Source organism: Micromonospora sp. NPDC005257 (assembly GCF_042872445.1).
GTDB lineage: Bacteria > Actinomycetota > Actinomycetes > Mycobacteriales > Micromonosporaceae > Micromonospora.
The window spans coordinates 257,292-272,622 of sequence record NZ_JBIAKL010000004.1; the positions used below are offsets into that span (position 1 = coordinate 257,292).

The 15,331-nt window shown below is 73.8% G+C and carries 17 protein-coding genes, 1 tRNA gene and 2 pseudogenes; 12 read left to right on the plus strand and 8 right to left on the minus strand.

What is annotated here, in order from left to right:
• Positions 1-13 precede the first annotated feature (13 nt).
• Positions 14-628, plus strand: coding sequence for a MarC family protein (locus ACFYO8_RS11040; protein ID WP_354864611.1), 615 nt, complete (start codon positions 14-16; stop codon positions 626-628).
• A 130-nt stretch (positions 629-758) separates the two neighbouring features.
• Entirely contained in the window at positions 759-1,592 is an 834-nt protein-coding gene (locus tag ACFYO8_RS11045; protein ID WP_354865250.1) for a PD-(D/E)XK nuclease family protein, read from the plus strand.
• Positions 1,593-1,604: 12 nt separating this feature from the next.
• Here ACFYO8_RS11045 and ACFYO8_RS11050 read toward each other — a convergent pair whose 3' ends face one another.
• Positions 1,605-2,456 (minus strand): oxygenase MpaB family protein, encoded by an 852-nt coding sequence (locus ACFYO8_RS11050; RefSeq protein WP_354864612.1) that lies wholly within the window; start codon positions 2,454-2,456, stop codon positions 1,605-1,607.
• 277 nt (positions 2,457-2,733) lie between these two features.
• Between ACFYO8_RS11050 and ACFYO8_RS11055 the strand changes: the two genes are divergently transcribed.
• Entirely contained in the window at positions 2,734-3,216 is a 483-nt protein-coding gene (locus ACFYO8_RS11055; RefSeq protein WP_354864614.1) for a DUF2231 domain-containing protein, read from the plus strand.
• 10 nt (positions 3,217-3,226) lie between these two features.
• Here ACFYO8_RS11055 and ACFYO8_RS11060 read toward each other — a convergent pair whose 3' ends face one another.
• Positions 3,227-3,883 (minus strand): hypothetical protein, encoded by a 657-nt coding sequence (locus ACFYO8_RS11060; RefSeq protein WP_387188977.1) that lies wholly within the window; start codon positions 3,881-3,883, stop codon positions 3,227-3,229.
• Positions 3,884-4,030: 147 nt separating this feature from the next.
• Here ACFYO8_RS11060 and ACFYO8_RS11065 point away from each other — a divergent pair, with 147 nt between their 5' ends.
• The gene (locus tag ACFYO8_RS11065; protein ID WP_355094941.1) at positions 4,031-4,213 is read left to right on the plus strand and encodes a hypothetical protein; all 183 of its coding nucleotides are present in this window, start codon (positions 4,031-4,033) and stop codon (positions 4,211-4,213) included.
• Between the two features lie 33 nt (positions 4,214-4,246).
• Here the strand turns inward: ACFYO8_RS11065 and ACFYO8_RS11070 are convergent, their stop codons facing one another.
• Entirely contained in the window at positions 4,247-4,723 is a 477-nt protein-coding gene (locus ACFYO8_RS11070) for a flagellar biosynthesis protein FlgA (RefSeq protein WP_357706361.1), read from the minus strand.
• A gap of 225 nt (positions 4,724-4,948) precedes the next feature.
• Between ACFYO8_RS11070 and ACFYO8_RS11075 the strand changes: the two genes are divergently transcribed.
• Entirely contained in the window at positions 4,949-5,221 is a 273-nt protein-coding gene (locus ACFYO8_RS11075) for a hypothetical protein (RefSeq protein ID WP_354865300.1), read from the plus strand.
• A 14-nt stretch (positions 5,222-5,235) separates the two neighbouring features.
• Here the strand turns inward: ACFYO8_RS11075 and ACFYO8_RS11080 are convergent.
• Positions 5,236-5,442: pseudogene (locus ACFYO8_RS11080) on the minus strand (FmdB family zinc ribbon protein); the annotation flags it as partial.
• Entirely contained in the window at positions 5,442-6,086 is a 645-nt protein-coding gene (locus ACFYO8_RS11085) for a 5-formyltetrahydrofolate cyclo-ligase (protein WP_387257163.1), read from the minus strand. The pseudogene ACFYO8_RS11080 and the gene ACFYO8_RS11085, both read right to left, overlap by 1 nt.
• Positions 6,087-6,168: 82 nt before the next feature.
• On the opposite strand from ACFYO8_RS11085, the gene ACFYO8_RS11090 reads away from it, so the two are divergent.
• The 6 genes from ACFYO8_RS11090 to ACFYO8_RS11115 all read left to right on the plus strand — a co-directional run bounded on the left by ACFYO8_RS11090 (position 6,169) and on the right by ACFYO8_RS11115 (position 12,750).
• The gene (locus tag ACFYO8_RS11090) at positions 6,169-8,358 is read left to right on the plus strand and encodes a diguanylate cyclase (RefSeq protein ID WP_357706364.1); all 2,190 of its coding nucleotides are present in this window, start codon (positions 6,169-6,171) and stop codon (positions 8,356-8,358) included.
• Positions 8,359-8,367: 9 nt separating this feature from the next.
• Entirely contained in the window at positions 8,368-9,357 is a 990-nt protein-coding gene (locus ACFYO8_RS11095; protein ID WP_354864622.1) for a UTP--glucose-1-phosphate uridylyltransferase, read from the plus strand.
• Entirely contained in the window at positions 9,354-10,667 is a 1,314-nt protein-coding gene (gene glp / locus ACFYO8_RS11100; RefSeq protein ID WP_354864624.1) for a gephyrin-like molybdotransferase Glp, read from the plus strand. The genes ACFYO8_RS11095 and glp overlap by 4 nt, the downstream gene beginning before the upstream one ends.
• A gap of 111 nt (positions 10,668-10,778) precedes the next feature.
• Positions 10,779-11,417, plus strand: a complete 639-nt coding sequence (locus tag ACFYO8_RS11105; RefSeq protein ID WP_354864626.1) for a GNAT family protein — start codon at positions 10,779-10,781, stop codon at positions 11,415-11,417.
• A 169-nt stretch (positions 11,418-11,586) separates the two neighbouring features.
• Positions 11,587-12,369 (plus strand): hypothetical protein, encoded by a 783-nt coding sequence (locus ACFYO8_RS11110; RefSeq protein WP_354864628.1) that lies wholly within the window; start codon positions 11,587-11,589, stop codon positions 12,367-12,369.
• A 307-nt stretch (positions 12,370-12,676) separates the two neighbouring features.
• Positions 12,677-12,750 (plus strand) — tRNA-Ala (locus ACFYO8_RS11115).
• A 120-nt stretch (positions 12,751-12,870) separates the two neighbouring features.
• Here ACFYO8_RS11115 and ACFYO8_RS11120 read toward each other — a convergent pair.
• The 3 genes and pseudogenes from ACFYO8_RS11120 to ACFYO8_RS11130 form a co-directional block, all read right to left on the minus strand.
• A complete protein-coding gene (locus ACFYO8_RS11120; protein ID WP_355095718.1) occupies positions 12,871-13,566 on the minus strand; it encodes a proteasome protein in 696 nt (231 codons plus the stop codon).
• Positions 13,567-13,677: 111 nt separating this feature from the next.
• Positions 13,678-14,203 (minus strand): annotated as a pseudogene (locus ACFYO8_RS11125) (DUF6461 domain-containing protein).
• A 12-nt stretch (positions 14,204-14,215) separates the two neighbouring features.
• Positions 14,216-14,869 (minus strand): methyltransferase domain-containing protein, encoded by a 654-nt coding sequence (locus tag ACFYO8_RS11130; protein WP_355095721.1) that lies wholly within the window; start codon positions 14,867-14,869, stop codon positions 14,216-14,218.
• Here ACFYO8_RS11130 and ACFYO8_RS11135 point away from each other — a divergent pair.
• Positions 14,868-15,308 (plus strand): hypothetical protein, encoded by a 441-nt coding sequence (locus ACFYO8_RS11135; RefSeq protein WP_355095723.1) that lies wholly within the window; start codon positions 14,868-14,870, stop codon positions 15,306-15,308. The two genes, ACFYO8_RS11130 and ACFYO8_RS11135, sit on opposite strands and share 2 nt — an antisense overlap.
• Positions 15,309-15,331: the final 23 nt, after the last annotated feature.

Genomic DNA, 15,331 nt, shown 5'->3' on the forward strand with positions numbered 1-15,331 from the left:
CTACCGTGTCCGCGTGGATCTCAAGCTCTTCGGCGAGGTCTTCGTGACCCTGCTGGTGATCGTCGACCCGCCCGGAATGATGCCCATCTTCCTCGCGCTGACCGGGCCGCTGCCCGCGCGCGACCGGAACCGGGCCGCCTGGCAGGCCGTCGCGCTGGCGCTCGGGGTCATCGTGATCTTCGCGGTGGCGGGGCAGACGATCCTGGCGTACCTGCACGTCGACCTGCCCGCCCTCCAGGCTGCGGGCGGCCTGCTGCTGATCCTGGTCGCGCTGGAGCTGCTGACCGGCAAGTCGGACGACCCGAGCCAGCAGGTCACCTCGAACATCGCGCTGGTGCCGCTCGGCACGCCGCTGCTGGCCGGGCCGGGCGCCATCGTGGCGACGATGCTGTTCGTGCAGCAGGCCGGCGGCGCCGTCGACTACCTCGCCATCGGGCTGGCCATCGTCGCGGTGATGGTCACCGTCTGGGTGGTGCTGCGCTTCTCCGGCGGGATCGTCAAGGTGCTGCGACCCGGCGGCATCGAGGTGCTGACCCGCATCGCCGGCCTGCTGCTGGCCGCCATCGCCGTGCAGCTCATCGCCGACGCGATCGCCGCGTTCGTGACCCAGTACCTCAACAACGCCTGAGCGGGTCCGCCCGCTGTCGTACCCGGATGGCAGGATCCAGGGGGTGCGACGACCGTCAGCAGCCGGCCCGACCGGCTCCCGGGCTCCCCGACCCCGCGCCGAGCAGTCCGAGCAGCTCGGCTTCGAGGGCATGCCGGAACGCCTGTTCGTCTGCACACCGAGCAAGCTCGGCGCGTACGCGGACTGTCCCCGCCGCTACCGCTACGCCTACGTCGACCGCCCCGCCCCGCCCAAGGGCCCGCCGTGGGCGCACAACTCGCTCGGCGCCAGCGTCCACACGGCGCTGAAGAACTGGTACGCGCTCGCCCCCGACCGCCGCCGTCCCGAGGTGCTCGGCACGCTGCTCAAGGGCACCTGGGTCCGCGAGGGCTACCGAGACGACGAGCAGGAGCGCGACGCCTTCCGGCGGGCGCTGACCTGGCTGGAGGGCTACGTCGCGGGCCTCGACCCGGCCGACGAGCCGGTCGGCGTGGAACGGGTCGTCGCGGTGAAGACCGCTGTGCTCGCGTTCAACGGCCGCACCGACCGGATCGACTCGCGTCCCGGCCCGGACGGGCGGCCCGAGCTGGTCATCGTCGACTACAAGACCGGCCGCACCGGGCTCGACGCCGACGACGCGCGCGGCTCGCAGGCGCTCGCGCTCTACGCGTACGCGGCCGAGCGGGTGTTCCGCAAGCCGTGCCGCCGGGTCGAGCTGCACCACCTGCCCACCGGCACCGTCGCCGCGCACGAGCACACCCCGGAGTCCCTGCACCGGCAGCTGACCCGCGCCGAGGACACCGCCCGCGACATCATGACCGCCGAGCGCGCGGTGACCGACGGCGCCGACCCCGACGAGGCGTTCCCGACCGAGCCGGGTCCCCGGTGCGGCTGGTGCGACTACCGGCGTACGTGCCCGACCGGCGCGCAGACCCCGGGCAAGGAGCCCTGGTCGGCAGTCGAGCGTTTCGCCGACCCGGACTGACCGGTCCCGCCGTCAGGCCGCGGCCAGGCGGGCGGCGCGTTCCTTGGCGGCCTGCTGCAACGGCCCCTCCCGGTAGCGCCGCGGCACCGCGGCCAGCGCCAGGCGCAGCGCCCGCGCGCTCAGGTCGGCCGACAGGGCGGTGGTGGGCAGGCCCAGCCCGCCGTAGAGCCGCAACGCCCAGGGTGGCAGCATGCCCAGCGCGGTGGCGGCGATCCCCAGGTAGGCCCAGCGCGGCGGCCCGAGGTTCAGGCCGACCCGCGCCGGCAGGCTGAGCTTCCACGGGATCGGCGGCGCGGTCAGGAACAGCGCGGTCTCGGCCGCCTCCCGGGTCATCCGCAACTGCGGGCGTACGTCCCGGTAGTAGTCGGCCACCTCGGCGGCGGTGCCCGGTACGTCGTCCGGGTCCAGCCCGACCAGGGCCGCCGACCGGCGCTGCTCGGTGTAGTAGCCGTCCACCTCGTCGTCGGTGAGCGCCAGACCGGCACGCCGGGCGGTGCTCACGAACGACTCGACCTCGGTGACGTGCACCCAGCGCAGCAACTCCGGCTCGTCGACGCGGAACTCCTCACCGGTGAACGGGTCGGTGGCGCGCATCCGGGCGTGCCGCGTACGCAGCCGCCGCCCGGCCGCCTCCGCCTCGGCGGTGGTGCCGTAGATCGTCGTCCCCACGTACGTCGCCGTGCGGACCAGCCGGCCCCACGCGTCGGAGCGGTAGTTGCTGTTCTGCGCCACACCGGCCATCGCGCGGGGGTGCAGCGCCTGGAGGTAGAGGGAGCGCAGGCCGGCGACGATCAGGATCGGTTCCTCGTGCACCTTCCACGTGACCGATCCCGGACCGAAGAGGCCGAGGTCTTCGGTGTCCACCGATCAAGAGTGCCACGCGTCGCGCCGCCCGTCCTCGGCGTGGCCGTCAGTCGTGGCGGCCCGGCTGTCAGTCGTCGGCGGAGAGCACGTCCAGCACGGCGAGACGCGGCCGGGTGACCCGTAGGCCCCGCGACCGGAGCGGCGGGCCGACAAGCGAGCGTTCTCGCGGGTGGCCGGGGCCGCACGTGAACCGCTGCCGCCGCGTCTGCGTGTGTCGAGGTACACAGCGTCACGCCGTACGCTGGGCCCGCTAACCACCCACTCGCCGGAGGTGTCGGTGTTCAGGGAAATCAACGGTCTGCCGCTCCACGTGCTCGTCATCCACGCGGCGGTGGTGCTGGTGCCGCTGCTGGCACTGCTCGCCGTCGGGTACGGGGTGCTGCCCCGGTGGCGGCTCCGCCTCGGCTGGGCGGTCGCCGCGCTCGCCGTGGTCACCCCGGCCGTCACCTGGGTCGCCACCGAGTCCGGCGAGGAGCTGGAGGAGACCCTGCGCGCGCGGGGCTACCCGCCGGAAGGGCTCCAGAAGATCCACGAGCATGCCGAGTACGGCGACACGCTGTTCTGGTTCTCGCTCGGGCTCGGCGTCGCGGCGCTGCTGCTCCTGCTGTCGACGAGCCGCTTCGTCGCGGGCCGGAACGTGCCCCGCTGGGTCCCGGTGGTGCTCACCGTGGTGGTGGCAGTGCTCGCGGTGTTCGCGCTCGTGTACGTCTACCTGACCGGTGACAGCGGCGCCAAGATGGTGTGGGACGGCATCGTCTGACCGGTGCGGCTCAGAACAGCACCCGTGAGCAGAGCAGGCAGGTGAGCAGCACCAGCACCACGGCGACGACCGCCCCGACGCCGTAGGTGAGCCGCTGCGCGCGCTGCTCCGCCTGGTCCATCGCAGCCATGTCCTGCGGCGGCAGGCTGCGGGGTGGCGCCGGCTGCACGTGCACCGGTGGCCGCCAGCCGGGCGGCGGAGGCGTGCTCGGCGGCGGTCCCGCGTATCCCGAGGGCGGGCCACCGCCGGATGCTCCGGGCCACGCGCCGCCGGCCACCGTCCAACCGCCTGCCGCCTCCGGCCGGGCCCACGGGCTGTCGGTGGCCGCATCGCGTGACCACGGGCTGGCGTTTCCGGCCGCCTCCGGCGCTGCTCCGGCTGTTCCGGTGGCGGCACCGGCGGTGTCGATCCCGCCGATGACGGCCGGGTCCGCGGTGGGAGTGCCCGGTGCGGGCGGCCCGGTGGTCACGGCAGGACCGTCGGTGCGGTCCGGGTCGTGGTCCCCGCCGCCGTCACCGATGTCACCGGGCCTTGATTCGGAACCGGCCGGGTGCGCGCCCACGCCCTCCCGGGGGACCGCCACGGAGGGGTTCTCCCCGTCCCTGGCCGGTTGCTCCGGGCGTCGCCAGGTCTCGTCGTCGGGGCTTCCACCGCTCGGCGTCGTCACGCCGTCCGACGCTACCAACGCCCCGGCCGGTCGGCCGCCCGACGCGTCGATCACCGCCGCCCGCCCGATGTGAGGTGCCGGCGGGACGCCGGTCCGGCCCCGCCACGTTCCGGGGACCGAAGCGTGGCCGGTTCGGCGGTATCGTTGCTGCTCGTGACCGAACCCGGTATCCGGACACCGCGCGATGACGACGACCGCGTGGTCGACCTCAGCGAAGACTTCGTCGTGCTGCCCGAGCAGACCAGCGACGACACCGACCGCGGCTGGGGCGAGCGCCCCGGCGGCAACGAGGACTGGCTGCTCGCCGAGCGCCCGCCGCACTGGGGCTGATCGCGCCGCATCGGGGCTGACCGCCGGGTCCCGTCAGCCGCGCACCACCACGGCGAAGCGGCTGCCCTCCGGCAAGCCGACCGCCCGCCGCGCCTGCTCGGGCGGCAGCGCGAGGTAGAGCGCCGACGAGCCGTCGACCGCCCCGGTGGCGCCGACCACGTCGAGCACCAAAGCGCGCGGGGCCAGCAGCGCCGGGTCGGGCGTGCCGCCCGCCGGTACGACGAGCAGGTCGACCCGGGCACCCGGGCGCAGCACCGAGAGGGCGGCCGGCTCGGCCAGCCGGATCGGCACGCCCACCGTGCCGGCCGGTAGGGCGCGGATGCCGCCGGACGCGGACGCCGACGCCGAGGCGGCCGGTGGCACGCGGGGCGGTGGGCAGGACTGCGGCGTCTGGAGCACCGCCGCGGCCAACCCGAGCAGCACCGCGACGAGCGTCACCCGCAGCAGGGGCCGGCGCCGGGGCAGCCCGCGCCAGCGGACCGGACGCAACGTCGCCTCGCCATCCGTCACCGCTGCCTCCCTCCGCCGACCAACCGTCCGACCCGCAGGCTAGGACCGGTTCCCGCCTCTCGCCGCCCCACCGCCCGTCCCTGTGGATAACCCGCCGGCCTGTGGAAAACCGCTCCCCGGGCGGCCCGCGCCGTCACCAGGGAGGTGGCCGCTTCCGGACGGGCTGATGCGGCGACCTCGCCGAGGTGGCGAGCGTCTGCCTCGAACGGGACGGCCAGACGAAACGTGGCCGCCCCCGGGAGGGGACGGCCACGTGCCGGTACGAAAGCAGGTCAGGAGGAGCTGGACGCCGCCGGCGCCTTGCCGGCCGTCGAGCCCGACCCGGACCCGGACGACGAAGACGACCCGGACGACGAGGACGACCCGGACGAGGAGGACGACGAACCGGACGACGAGGACGAGGAGTCCGACGACGGGGACGACTCGGTCTTGGCCGGCTTGCTCGACGGGGCCGGGGAGCCGTTTTCGGAGCCGGACGAGCGGGAGTCCGTGCGGTAGAAGCCGGAGCCCTTGAACACGATGCCCACCGAGTTGAAGAGCTTTCGCAGCCGCCCCTCACACGCCGGGCACTCGGTCAGCGGGTCGTCCGAGAAGGACTGCACCGCCTCGAGCTGGTGGCCGCACGCGGTGCAGGCGTACTGGTACGTGGGCACGTTCTCCTCCGGATCTTGGCACGGCCGGTTGGCACTCGTGGTCTTCGAGTGCCAATGGTGCGTCATCACCCCCGGGTTCGTCCAGCGGAAGCGCCCGGGCCCACACCCGGAACCGCCACCAACCCGTCCGCCGGGGTGATCACGCAGTGCACGGGACGGTCGTGCGGCAGGGCGGGCACCGCCTCGACCAGCTCGCCGTCGTGCAGCAGCGCCACACTCGGCACGGTGGCGGGTACCCGGGCCAGCGCCCGGTCGTACGAGCCGCCGCCCCGGCCCAGCCGGATGCCCCGGCGGTCCACCGCGACAGCCGGCACCACCACCAGGCCGGCCCCGGCCACAGCGGATCGCCCCCGGGGTGGTGCGGTCGGCTCGCGCAGGCCCCGGCCGGCGGCGCGCAACGACTCCGGACCGGTGTAGAGGGCCCAGTCCAGGTCCAGGTCGTCGCGGAGCACCGGCAGCAGCAACTCGGCGTCGGGCGGCAGCGCGGCGCGCAGCACGTCCGGCAGGTCGTCCCCGCCGGGCTCGGAGGCGACCGGCACGTACGCGCTCATCCTGGCCGGCCGCAGCCGGCGTACCAGCGTCACCAGCTCGGCCTGGACGGCCGCCGCCGCCACCGCCCGGTCGGCCGCGGACAGCGACCGGCGGGCGGCGAGCAGCGCGACGCGCATGTCCCGCTTCGCATCGTGCGCTTCATCCGAAAATTCCGGCACGCAACACTCCTGACGCAACGCTTGCCTAATGGTCGCTCTGTGTCAGCATCGCACCAAGGGAGCGGAACTTCCGGGGGGAAGATTGACGCTACGCGGGCGGTTGACGGCGGCTTTCCTCGCGGTGGTCCTCGGCCCCGTCCTGCTCGGCGCGTTCTTCGTCGGGGCCACGCTCAGCGCCGTCGACCGTAGCCGCGCCACCGAGCGGCTGGGCCTGGCGGCGGCCGGTGTGCGTACCTCTGTCGATGCGCTCTGCCAGCAACTACGCGCGGCGGCCGACGCGGTCGCGCTGGTCAGCGACCCGGCCCTGCGGTCGCGCGCGGCCGACCAGGTGGTCGCGCGGGGCCTGGCCGCCGCCGTGCTGATCGCCGACGCCGCCGGCCGTACCACCTACGCCACACCGGGCGGGGCGGCCGGGCGCTGGCAGGACTGCGCCGGCGCGCCGGCCACCCCCGTCGCGGCGCTGTCCGCCCAGGTCCGGCTCCGCGACCCGGCCGGCACCGACCTGGGCGCGGTCGCCGCCGCCCAGCCCGTCGACCGGGCGTTCGTGGCGCGGCTCGCCGCGGTGACCGGCGTCGGGATCACCCTCCTCGACGACCCCGGCGGCCTCACCCACACGACCGAGGACCAGGGGGTACGCGCAGCGGTGCTGGCCGCCGCCGGCAAGGCCGACGGAAATCGGGTGACCGGGACCGGCGACGGCCGGTACGTGCGCCGGGTCGGTCCGTCTCCCGGCCAGCCGCTGCCACTGGTGCTGTCGGTGCCCGGCGAGCGCGCGGCCGGCCTGTACGGAGCGCTGATCGCGGCCGGGGCGCTCGCCGCCCTGCTCGCCGTGCTCGCCGCCTGGCGGCTGGCCCGGGTCACCACCCGGCCGCTGGGCGAACTGGCCGGCGCGGTCGACCGGGTGGCACGCGGCGACCTGAGCGCCCGGGTGCCGGTTCGCAGCCGCGACGAGATCGGGCGGCTGGCCAGCGCGTTCAACCGGATGACCCGGGAGACCGGCAGCTACGTGGCGGCGCTGACCAGCAGCCGCGACCAGCTCCGCAACCACCTCGCAGTGCTCGGTGACACGCTGGCCAGCACGCACGACCTGCAACGCATCCTGCGGGTGATCCTGGACAGCGCGATCGCCGCCACCGGCGCCCGGGCCGGCGCGGTGCTGCTCGTCGACGGCGACGGCGTGCTGGTCGGCCGGTGCGTCGAAGGGCTGACCGGGCGCTGGCCCACGGACGACCCGGCCGACCCGGCGACGCTGCGGGTGCCGGTCGGCGCCGGGGTGCTCGGCGCGGTGGCCGCCACCGGCGAACCGCTGCGCGGACGGTGGACGCCACCGGACACACCGACCGGGGAGCCGTCCTGCGAGACGTACGTGGCGGTGCCGTTCGCCACCCCCGGCGGCGCCGAGCCGCGCGGCCCGGACCGGCCCGGCCACCCGCCCGCCGACGGCGACCCGCCCGGGTCGGCCTGCGCGGCGCTCGGCGTGCTCGTGCTCTACGACCGGCTCGGCGTGCACGAGTTCCACGACGACGACGTGGTGACGCTGCGGACGTTCGCCGGGCACGCGGCGGTAGCGGTGGAGAACGTCCGGGTGCACGAGGAGGCGCAGCGGCTCTCCCTCACCGACCCGCTGACCGGGCTGTGGAACTACCGCTACCTGCGCGAGTCGATCCGCCGCGAGGTGGAGCGGGCGAACCGGTTCGGCCGGATGCTCAGCGTGCTCGCGCTCGACCTGGACCGGTTCAAGAACGTCAACGACACCTGGGGCCACGCCGCCGGGGACGCCGTCCTGGTCGAGTTCGCCCGTCGCGTACGCGGCGTGATCCGCGAGGTGGACCTGGCGTTCCGGCAGGGCGGCGAGGAGTTCGTGGTGCTGCTGCCGGAGACCGACGCCCGGGGCGCGGCGATCGTCGCCGAACGGCTCGGCGCCGTGGTGCGGGACCAGCCGGTGGCGGTCGAGGGCAGCGGCGACGAGCCGGTGCGGGTGCCGGTGACCGTCTCCATCGGCATCGCCGTGTACCCGGACCACGCCGCCGACGGCCAGCAGGTGCTCGACGCCGCCGACGACGCGTTGTACGCGGCGAAGGCCGCCGGACGCGACGGCTACCGGCTCGCCCCGGCGCCCGATCCGGTGCCCACCCAGGAGATCCCGGCGGTGGCCGCCGGGGTCAGCCCGCCGGACGGGCTGCCCCGGGCCGGCGCGGCGGACCCGGCGGGCGCCGCCCAGGGCGGCGCGTCTTCCGGTCCTCACCCGCCGCGGCAGAGCCGTGGCCGATAGTCTCGCGGCATGTCGGAGCACTCAGCGAACCCCTCAGCGGCCCCCGGTCGCTCCCGCGCGGTCAAGGCCGTGATCCCGGCCGCCGGCCTGGCCACCCGGTTCCTGCCGGCCACGAAGGCGGTTCCCAAGGAACTGCTGCCGGTCGTCGACCGGCCGGTGCTGCAGTACATCGTCGAGGAGGCCGCCCAGGCCGGCATCGACGACGTCCTGCTGATCACCGGTCGCGGCAAGACCTCGATGGTGGACCACTTCGACCGCCGGCCGGACCTGGAGGAACGGCTCGCCAAGAAGCCCGAGCTGCTGGCCGAGGTCAAGCGCACCGAGGAGCTCGCCGCGATCTACACCGTCCGCCAGCCGGAACAGCTCGGTCTCGGCCACGCCGTCGGGTACGCCGAGTCGCACGTCGGCGACGCGCCCTTCGCGGTGCTGCTCGGCGACGAGTTCGTCAAGCCCTCCGAGCCGCTGCTTCCGGCCATGCTGGAACTCCAGGCCCGCACCGGCGGTGTGGTGCTCGCCTTCTTCGAGGTCGACCCGGCCGAGACCAGCCGCTACGGCATCGCCTCGGTGGAGCCGGGCGAGTCGGAATACTCCGACATCGCCGAGGTCGTCAAGGTCACCGGCATGGTGGAGAAGCCCAGCCCGGAGGACGCCCCCAGCAACCTGGCGGTCCTCGGCCGGTACGTGCTGCCCGGGAAGATCTTCGACGCCATCCGGCGCACCGAACCGGGCAGCGGCGGCGAGATCCAGCTCACCGACGCGATGGAGCTGCTGCGTACCGAGGGGGTGCCGGTGCACGCCATCGTCTACCGGGGCACCCGCTACGACACCGGCATGCCGCTGGGCTACCTCCAGACCGTGGTGCAGATCGCCGCCGAGCGGGACGACCTGGGCGCCGAGTTCCGCAAGTGGCTCGTCGAGTTCGTCAACAACGGCGACGAGACGGTCACCGCCGCCGTCCTCAACGGCATCCGCGACGCGTCCGGCGGTGCCGATACATGACCTCGACGGCCGACGCCGAGGCGGCCGCGAACGAGTTGACGCCGCTCGCCGACTACCTGGGCAGTGTGCTGCGCAGGTTACGCGCGCTGCCTCCGCTCGACCTCGACCTGACCCAGGCGTACGGCAACGTGCTCGCCGAGGACGTGGTCGCCCCGCACTCGTACCCCGCCTTCGACCAGGCGGCGGTGGACGGGTACGCCGCGCGCTGGGAGGACATCTCCGGTGGGAGTCGGGGGCCGGGCTACGTCCCGGCCCCCTCCGGTATGCCCGGCGGCCGCAGCATCCGCCTCAACGTGGTGGGCGACCTCGGCGCGGCGAGCTGGCGGCCGGTCCGGCTCACCACCGGCTCGTGCTTCTCGGTGGCGGCCGGCGCGCCCCTGCCGATCGGCGCGGACGTGGTCGTCCCGGTGGAGTGGACCGACCAGGGCATGGCCGCCGTCGAGATCTTCCGCGCCCCCAAACGGGGGTACGGCCTGCGCCGCGCTGGGGAGGAACTGGTCGCCGGCACCTTGCTCGCCCGCGCCGGCGCGTACGTCTCACCGGCCCTGGTCGCGGTGTTCGCCGCCACCGGCATCGGACACGTGGTGGTACGGCCCAGCCCGCGCGTGGTCATCGTGGCCACCGGCGACGAACTGGTGGACGTGGGCCGGGGCAGCCAGCCCGGGCAGGTGGTCGACACCAACTCGCACGCGCTGACCGCGGCGGCGGCCGAGGCGGGCGGGCTCGCGTACCGGGTGGGGATCTGCGACGACGACCCGGAGGCGCTGCGCGGGCTGCTGGAGGACCAGACGCTGCGCGCCGACTTGATCATCACCACCGGCGGCACCGGCACCGGCCCGGGTGACATGGTCCGCCGCATCCTGTCCCGCCGCGACGGCGGCCGGGCCGGGCCAGTCGCCTTCACAGAGGTGGCCCTCTATCCCGGCACGGCCCTCGGGTTCGGTACGGTCGGCGCCGAGGAGGTGCCGGTGGTGTGTCTTCCCGGTGAGCCCGGCGCGGCGCTGATCGGCTTCGAGGTGCTGGCCCGCCCGGCCATTCAGCTGCTGGCCGGCGCCGAGCCGGTGTTCCGGCCGAGCGTCCGCGCGCATCTGCTGGAGACGGTCTCGTCCCCGGTGGGGCTGCGCGAGTTCCGGCCCGCGCACGTGGCCGAGCGGCGCGGCGGCGGGTACACGGTGCAGCCGCTCGCCGGCGGCCCGTACACGCTGTCCGGCCTGTCCGACGCCAACGGCCTGCTGGTGCTCGGCGAGCGGGTCACCACAGCCGCTGCGGGGTCCACGGTGGACGTTCTCCTGCTGGACCGGCGCCGGTGAGCGCGAGGAGTGAGCTTGCGAGCCCCGCAGTCGCGAAGGGAAGGCTGGCTCGGTGAGCGCGAGGAGTGAGCTTGCGAGCCCCGCAGTCGCGAACGGAAGGCCGACTCGGTGATGTTCCGGCGGGCTCCGGGGTGGCCGGCGGTGCTGGTGGACGGTCCGGTGGTGCTGCGGCCGTACCGCCGTTCGGACGCCGTCGCCTGGTCGGACATCCGGCGGGCGAACCGGGAGTGGCTGGCACCGTGGGAGTCCCATGTGCCCGGCGGCTGGTACGAGACGAACTCGCCCGCCGCGTTCCGCCTGGTGCACGCCGACCAGCGCAGGTCCGCGCGTACCGGCGAGGGCATGCCGTTCGCCGTCTGCCTGCGTGAGAACGGCCGGGAGCGGCTGGTCGGTCACGTGAACGTGGGCAGCATCGTGCGGCGGGCGTTCTGCTCCGGGTACGTGGGCTACTGGGTGGACTCGCGGGTGGCCGGTCGCGGCGTGATCCCGACCGCTGTGGCGCTCGCCGTGGATCACGCGTTCGGACCGGGCGGCCTGCACCGGATCGAGGTGAACATCCGGCCGGAGAACATGCCGTCCCGGCGGGTGGTGGAGAAGCTCGGCTTCCGCGAGGAGGCCTATCACGTGCGTTACATGCACATCGACGGTGCTTGGCGCGACCACATCGGATATGCGATGACCGGCGAGGAAGTGGCTGCCGAGGGCGGCTTGCTGGCGCGGTGGCACCGCGCACGTGACAACCGCCGCTGAGGCGAGCGCCCGGCGCGGCGCACTGTGAACTGGGTCGGCGGCCCGTAACCTCAAGTAACTGCAAGCTGTGGCAAGCGCTGCCCGCCCGCACGAAGTGCGCCGTAAACGACGGTCGACGGAAGAAGTTGCGGCGGTGTGACGCTCGCCCCGAACATTGGTGACGGGAGGGGTGAGGGTGCCCACGTCGGTGCTCCTCGCCGTCCTCGCCGCCGCCGGTCTGCTCGCCCTCGCTCCGGCGCTGGTCCGCCGGTACGACGCCACCGAGCGGCAGGTGGCGGAGCGGGCGCAGTCGACGGCGCGGGTGCTCCAGCGCCAGCGTCGACGGCGCACCGTGCCCGGGCGGCGACCGGTGCACCCGCCGCGCTCCCTGGTTGTGACCCTGAGTGAAGACTCCGATACGGGTGGTCTTGCTCGCCCGGTTTCCGCGCCACCGCTGCGCCGCCGTTCCGGGCGGCTCCGGCCCGTCTCCGCCGTCCCGGCCCAGTCCCGCCGACGGAACCCGCCCCGGCGGCGGCACACCCCGGCGATCTACCGGCGGCGCCGGGTGCTCGCCGCGCTGCTGCTGCTCAACCTGGTGGAACTGGGCGGCGTGGTGCTCGTCGGGCCCGGGTTCTGGATCAGCGTCTCGGTCACCGGCGCACTGCTCATGGTGTACGTCGCACACCTGCGGCAGCGCGCCCTGGCCGAGCGTCGACGGCGGCGCGCGGACGCCCGCGAGGCGGCCTGGCTGGCCGCCCGCCAGGCCGAGGTGCGCCGCGAGCAGGCCCGGCGCGCGGCGGCCCGGCGGGAGGCGCAGCGCCGGCTGGCCGCCCAGCGCGAGGCGGTCCGGCGTACGGCGATGGGGTTGGACCGCCCCGCGGACCTGCCGCCGGCGGCGAGCGGCGGCTCGGTGTCCTACCGGCGTGCGGGCGGCCTGCGCGGACGCCCCTACCAGTCCGGCCGAGGCGCCTGACGCCCCCGTTCCGTGCTGACCGGGGCGCGCCTCCGCGAGGTGCGGCCCTGGTCCGCGTGTGATCTTTCAGCGAGTGGAACGCCATGGGTGTCTCCGGCCCTCCATGACACCCATGGCGTTCCACTCGCGCGGTTCGCGTCGCCCGTGACGGGCGATCTTGGAAGAATTGGGCCCCTCTGAGGGCTGCTTTCTTCCAAGATCTACGGGGGCGGTGGGGCGGTTCGCGTCGCGGGGGCGCGACCTGTTAGCCTTGTCGCCGGCCCACCCGGTGAAAGCTGGGTGGGACCGACGCCGGTTCGCCGGCGGAGGGGCTGTGGCGCAGACCGGTAGCGCACCTCGTTCGCATCGAGGGGGTCAGGGGTTCAAATCCCCTCAGCTCCACCCAGTTCGAAGGCCGTTTCCGCCAGTCGGAGACGGCCTTTTTCGAACCCGCCCCATGGCACGGTGGACAACCCCGACGGGCCGCCACCGTGCCGGTCGTCGGCGGATCACCCGCGGCCGTCAGTCGAACAGGCCGTCGAGCGCCTTCTGTTCAAGGTCGCGCCAGCGCTCGGCGTCCTTCAGCGCTTTGGCGATCTCCTTCTCGTCGAGGTGGTGCGCACCCTCCTCGCGGATGCACGCGACGCTGAACGGCCGGCCGACCGACGGCGAGGTCCGCTCCAGCGCCTCCAGCACCCGTACCATGCCCACCACGCCGAACTCGACGGTGCGCGTGGTCATCCGGAAGTGGGACAGCAGCGTGCCGGCCTGCTGGGCCATGGGCGCGCCGGAGCCGATGGCGTGGAAGCCCACGTCCTCGTAGCGGCCGATCAGCCCGTTCGGGTTGATCTCCACGATCCACGGACCGCCCTGGCTGTAGCCGGCCGCGAGCAGGTACGCCGACACCCCGCCGCCGCTGCCCTCGCCCGGTACGTCCGGGATGTAGTTCTCGTAGTGCTTCTTGAAGACGGGCAGGACGCGCTCCTGCAGCTCGTCACCGATGTCGGGCGCTTCGAGGATGGCGGTGGCCGAGTCCTGGAGAAGGGGGCGCAGGTCGTTGAGCACTCCCCGCGCGCCGCTGCCGCCCCAGGCGGCGCAGTCGCCCAGTGGGTGCAGCTTCTGGGCGGGGAAGCTCAGACCTCGGTCGCTCTCGGTGATCTGGGAGTCCGCGCCGATCACCACCCCGTCGCTGCAGACAATGGCGAGTACGACGGTCATGTGGGGTCCTCCTGGGCAGGGGTAAGGGGTTGGGCGCGAGGTACCCGACGCCCCGCCTGCCTACACCCCGACAGGTGTCGGCCCGCTCACTGGCCCGGACGGGAGGCCCGCTCAGCCCGCAGGTGGGGACTCTCGGACGGCAGCTGGTCTCCCAGGTATTGGGGCAGTGCCGCACACGTAGGTCGCTGATTCCAGGAACTCAGGAGTCAGCCGGACCCCGGTGAGGTGCTCAGCGAGGGCGAACGCCGCCTCGGTGTGGACCGTAGTCGGCGTCATCGTCCTCGCTGAGGTCGAAACCGACCTGCCGCATCACCTCCACCAGGCCGTCGGGGTCGCTGCCGTCCCGCTGGGCAGGAAACAACGGCTCGAAATGCAGCCGGAAGACTCCGTCGTCGAGCCAGAAGAAGTGATCGACCGCGTTGCCATTGCGGAAGTGGGACACTAGGCGAGTGCCTCGGGGGAGCGGGACGATCACCTCGTCGAGGGTGCCGAGGTAGCCGTTGGGTTCGATGCCCGGCCGCTGTTCGATGCTGTCGGCGATGCGGCGTAGCAACGCCGGGACACTGTCCTGTCCTGGACCCACCGGATTGGCCTGCGAGAAGTGCCTGATGGTCCACGACTCCGGTTCGGGCGGCATGGCGACAGTCTGCTACTGCCCTCCGTCCCAGGTGACGGTCGCCGCGGTGAGGAAGAACGTGACTGCGTAGGTGAACCGGCCCGTGTCTACGGCATGGTCGAACTGGTCTTCGAACGCGCGAGCTCGGCCGGGTTCGAGTACGCCGCGCTGAGCCGCTGTGGCGGCCCAGCTGCGCAGACCCAGAACGTTGTCGGCGGCGGCCGGGTCGCGAACCAGCAGCGTTCGGGGTTCGACGGTGACGTCGGTCAGGCCAAGCGTGGCGAGAATGCCGGCATGCTGGTGGGCCAGGGTGCCGTTGCGGAGGAGGACGTCGGCCCGGAACCGCAGCACGCGTCGCGCCAGATCCTGGTCGGCGATGTCGAGCACCTGCGTGTCGTAGTCGGGGTCAGCGAGGACGATGCGGCCACCCGGCCGGACCACCCTGACGAGTTCCCCGATCGCGGCATGGGGATCGGCGAGGTGTTGCACGGTGCGGTCGGACCAGGCGCCGTCGAGGAACGGCAGTCGGTGGGCGTCGGCAACGGCGCATTGCGTCAAGCCGCGCGCCTGCATGGCCGCAGCCATGGTCACGGCGCGGTCCACGGTGACCACGCCAGCGTCGTGTTCGTCTCGGAGGCGGACCGCGGGCCGGCAGCGCCCCGGCCCCGAGGCGCCCTGTGCGGACATGATTCCGCTGTTGTCGGCCAAGCGGCTGACCGGTACTCCGTCGGCGATGGCCGCTGCCACCGTCGGCTCCGCCGAGGGCACCGACTACCCGTGGGTGGCAAGCGAAGTGCTCAGGACGTACGCCGACGACGGCGCCCGAGGCGCGATGGCGGACCTGCGGACGTTCATCGCCCGGTGCCCCACCGTCGCGTCACCGGGCCGGGACGGAGGCAGCTACCGTTTCGCGGTGGTACCGGGGCCGCGACTGGGCGACGAGAACATGCGCGTCGACTCCAGCACGACTTCCGGATCGATCACGCTGGAATGGGACAGCACCCTCGTCCGGATCGGCACCACCCTGGTGATCGTTCATGAGCAGGGCAACGAGCCCGGCGGCGACGATCACCTCACCCGGCTCGCCGAAGCCGCGCTCCGCAGCTACCAGACGACCGGACCATGAACGCCCTCGGGCGTTCGGCAGCA

What these genes read in the sequence shown, in the direction of transcription:
- ACFYO8_RS11045 (WP_354865250.1), top strand. Translation starts at nt 759, where the DNA reads ATGCCGGAACGCCTGTTCGTCTGCACACCGAGCAAGCTCGGCGCGTAC.
- ACFYO8_RS11095 (WP_354864622.1), top strand. Translation starts at nt 8,368, where the DNA reads ATGTCGGAGCACTCAGCGAACCCCTCAGCGGCCCCCGGTCGCTCCCGC.
- glp (WP_354864624.1), top strand. Translation starts at nt 9,354, where the DNA reads ATGACCTCGACGGCCGACGCCGAGGCGGCCGCGAACGAGTTGACGCCG.
- ACFYO8_RS11105 (WP_354864626.1), top strand. Translation starts at nt 10,779, where the DNA reads ATGTTCCGGCGGGCTCCGGGGTGGCCGGCGGTGCTGGTGGACGGTCCG.
- ACFYO8_RS11120 (WP_355095718.1), bottom strand. Translation starts at nt 13,566, where the DNA reads ATGACCGTCGTACTCGCCATTGTCTGCAGCGACGGGGTGGTGATCGGC.
- ACFYO8_RS11135 (WP_355095723.1), top strand. Translation starts at nt 14,868, where the DNA reads ATGATTCCGCTGTTGTCGGCCAAGCGGCTGACCGGTACTCCGTCGGCG.
- ACFYO8_RS11130 (WP_355095721.1), bottom strand. Translation starts at nt 14,869, where the DNA reads ATGTCCGCACAGGGCGCCTCGGGGCCGGGGCGCTGCCGGCCCGCGGTC.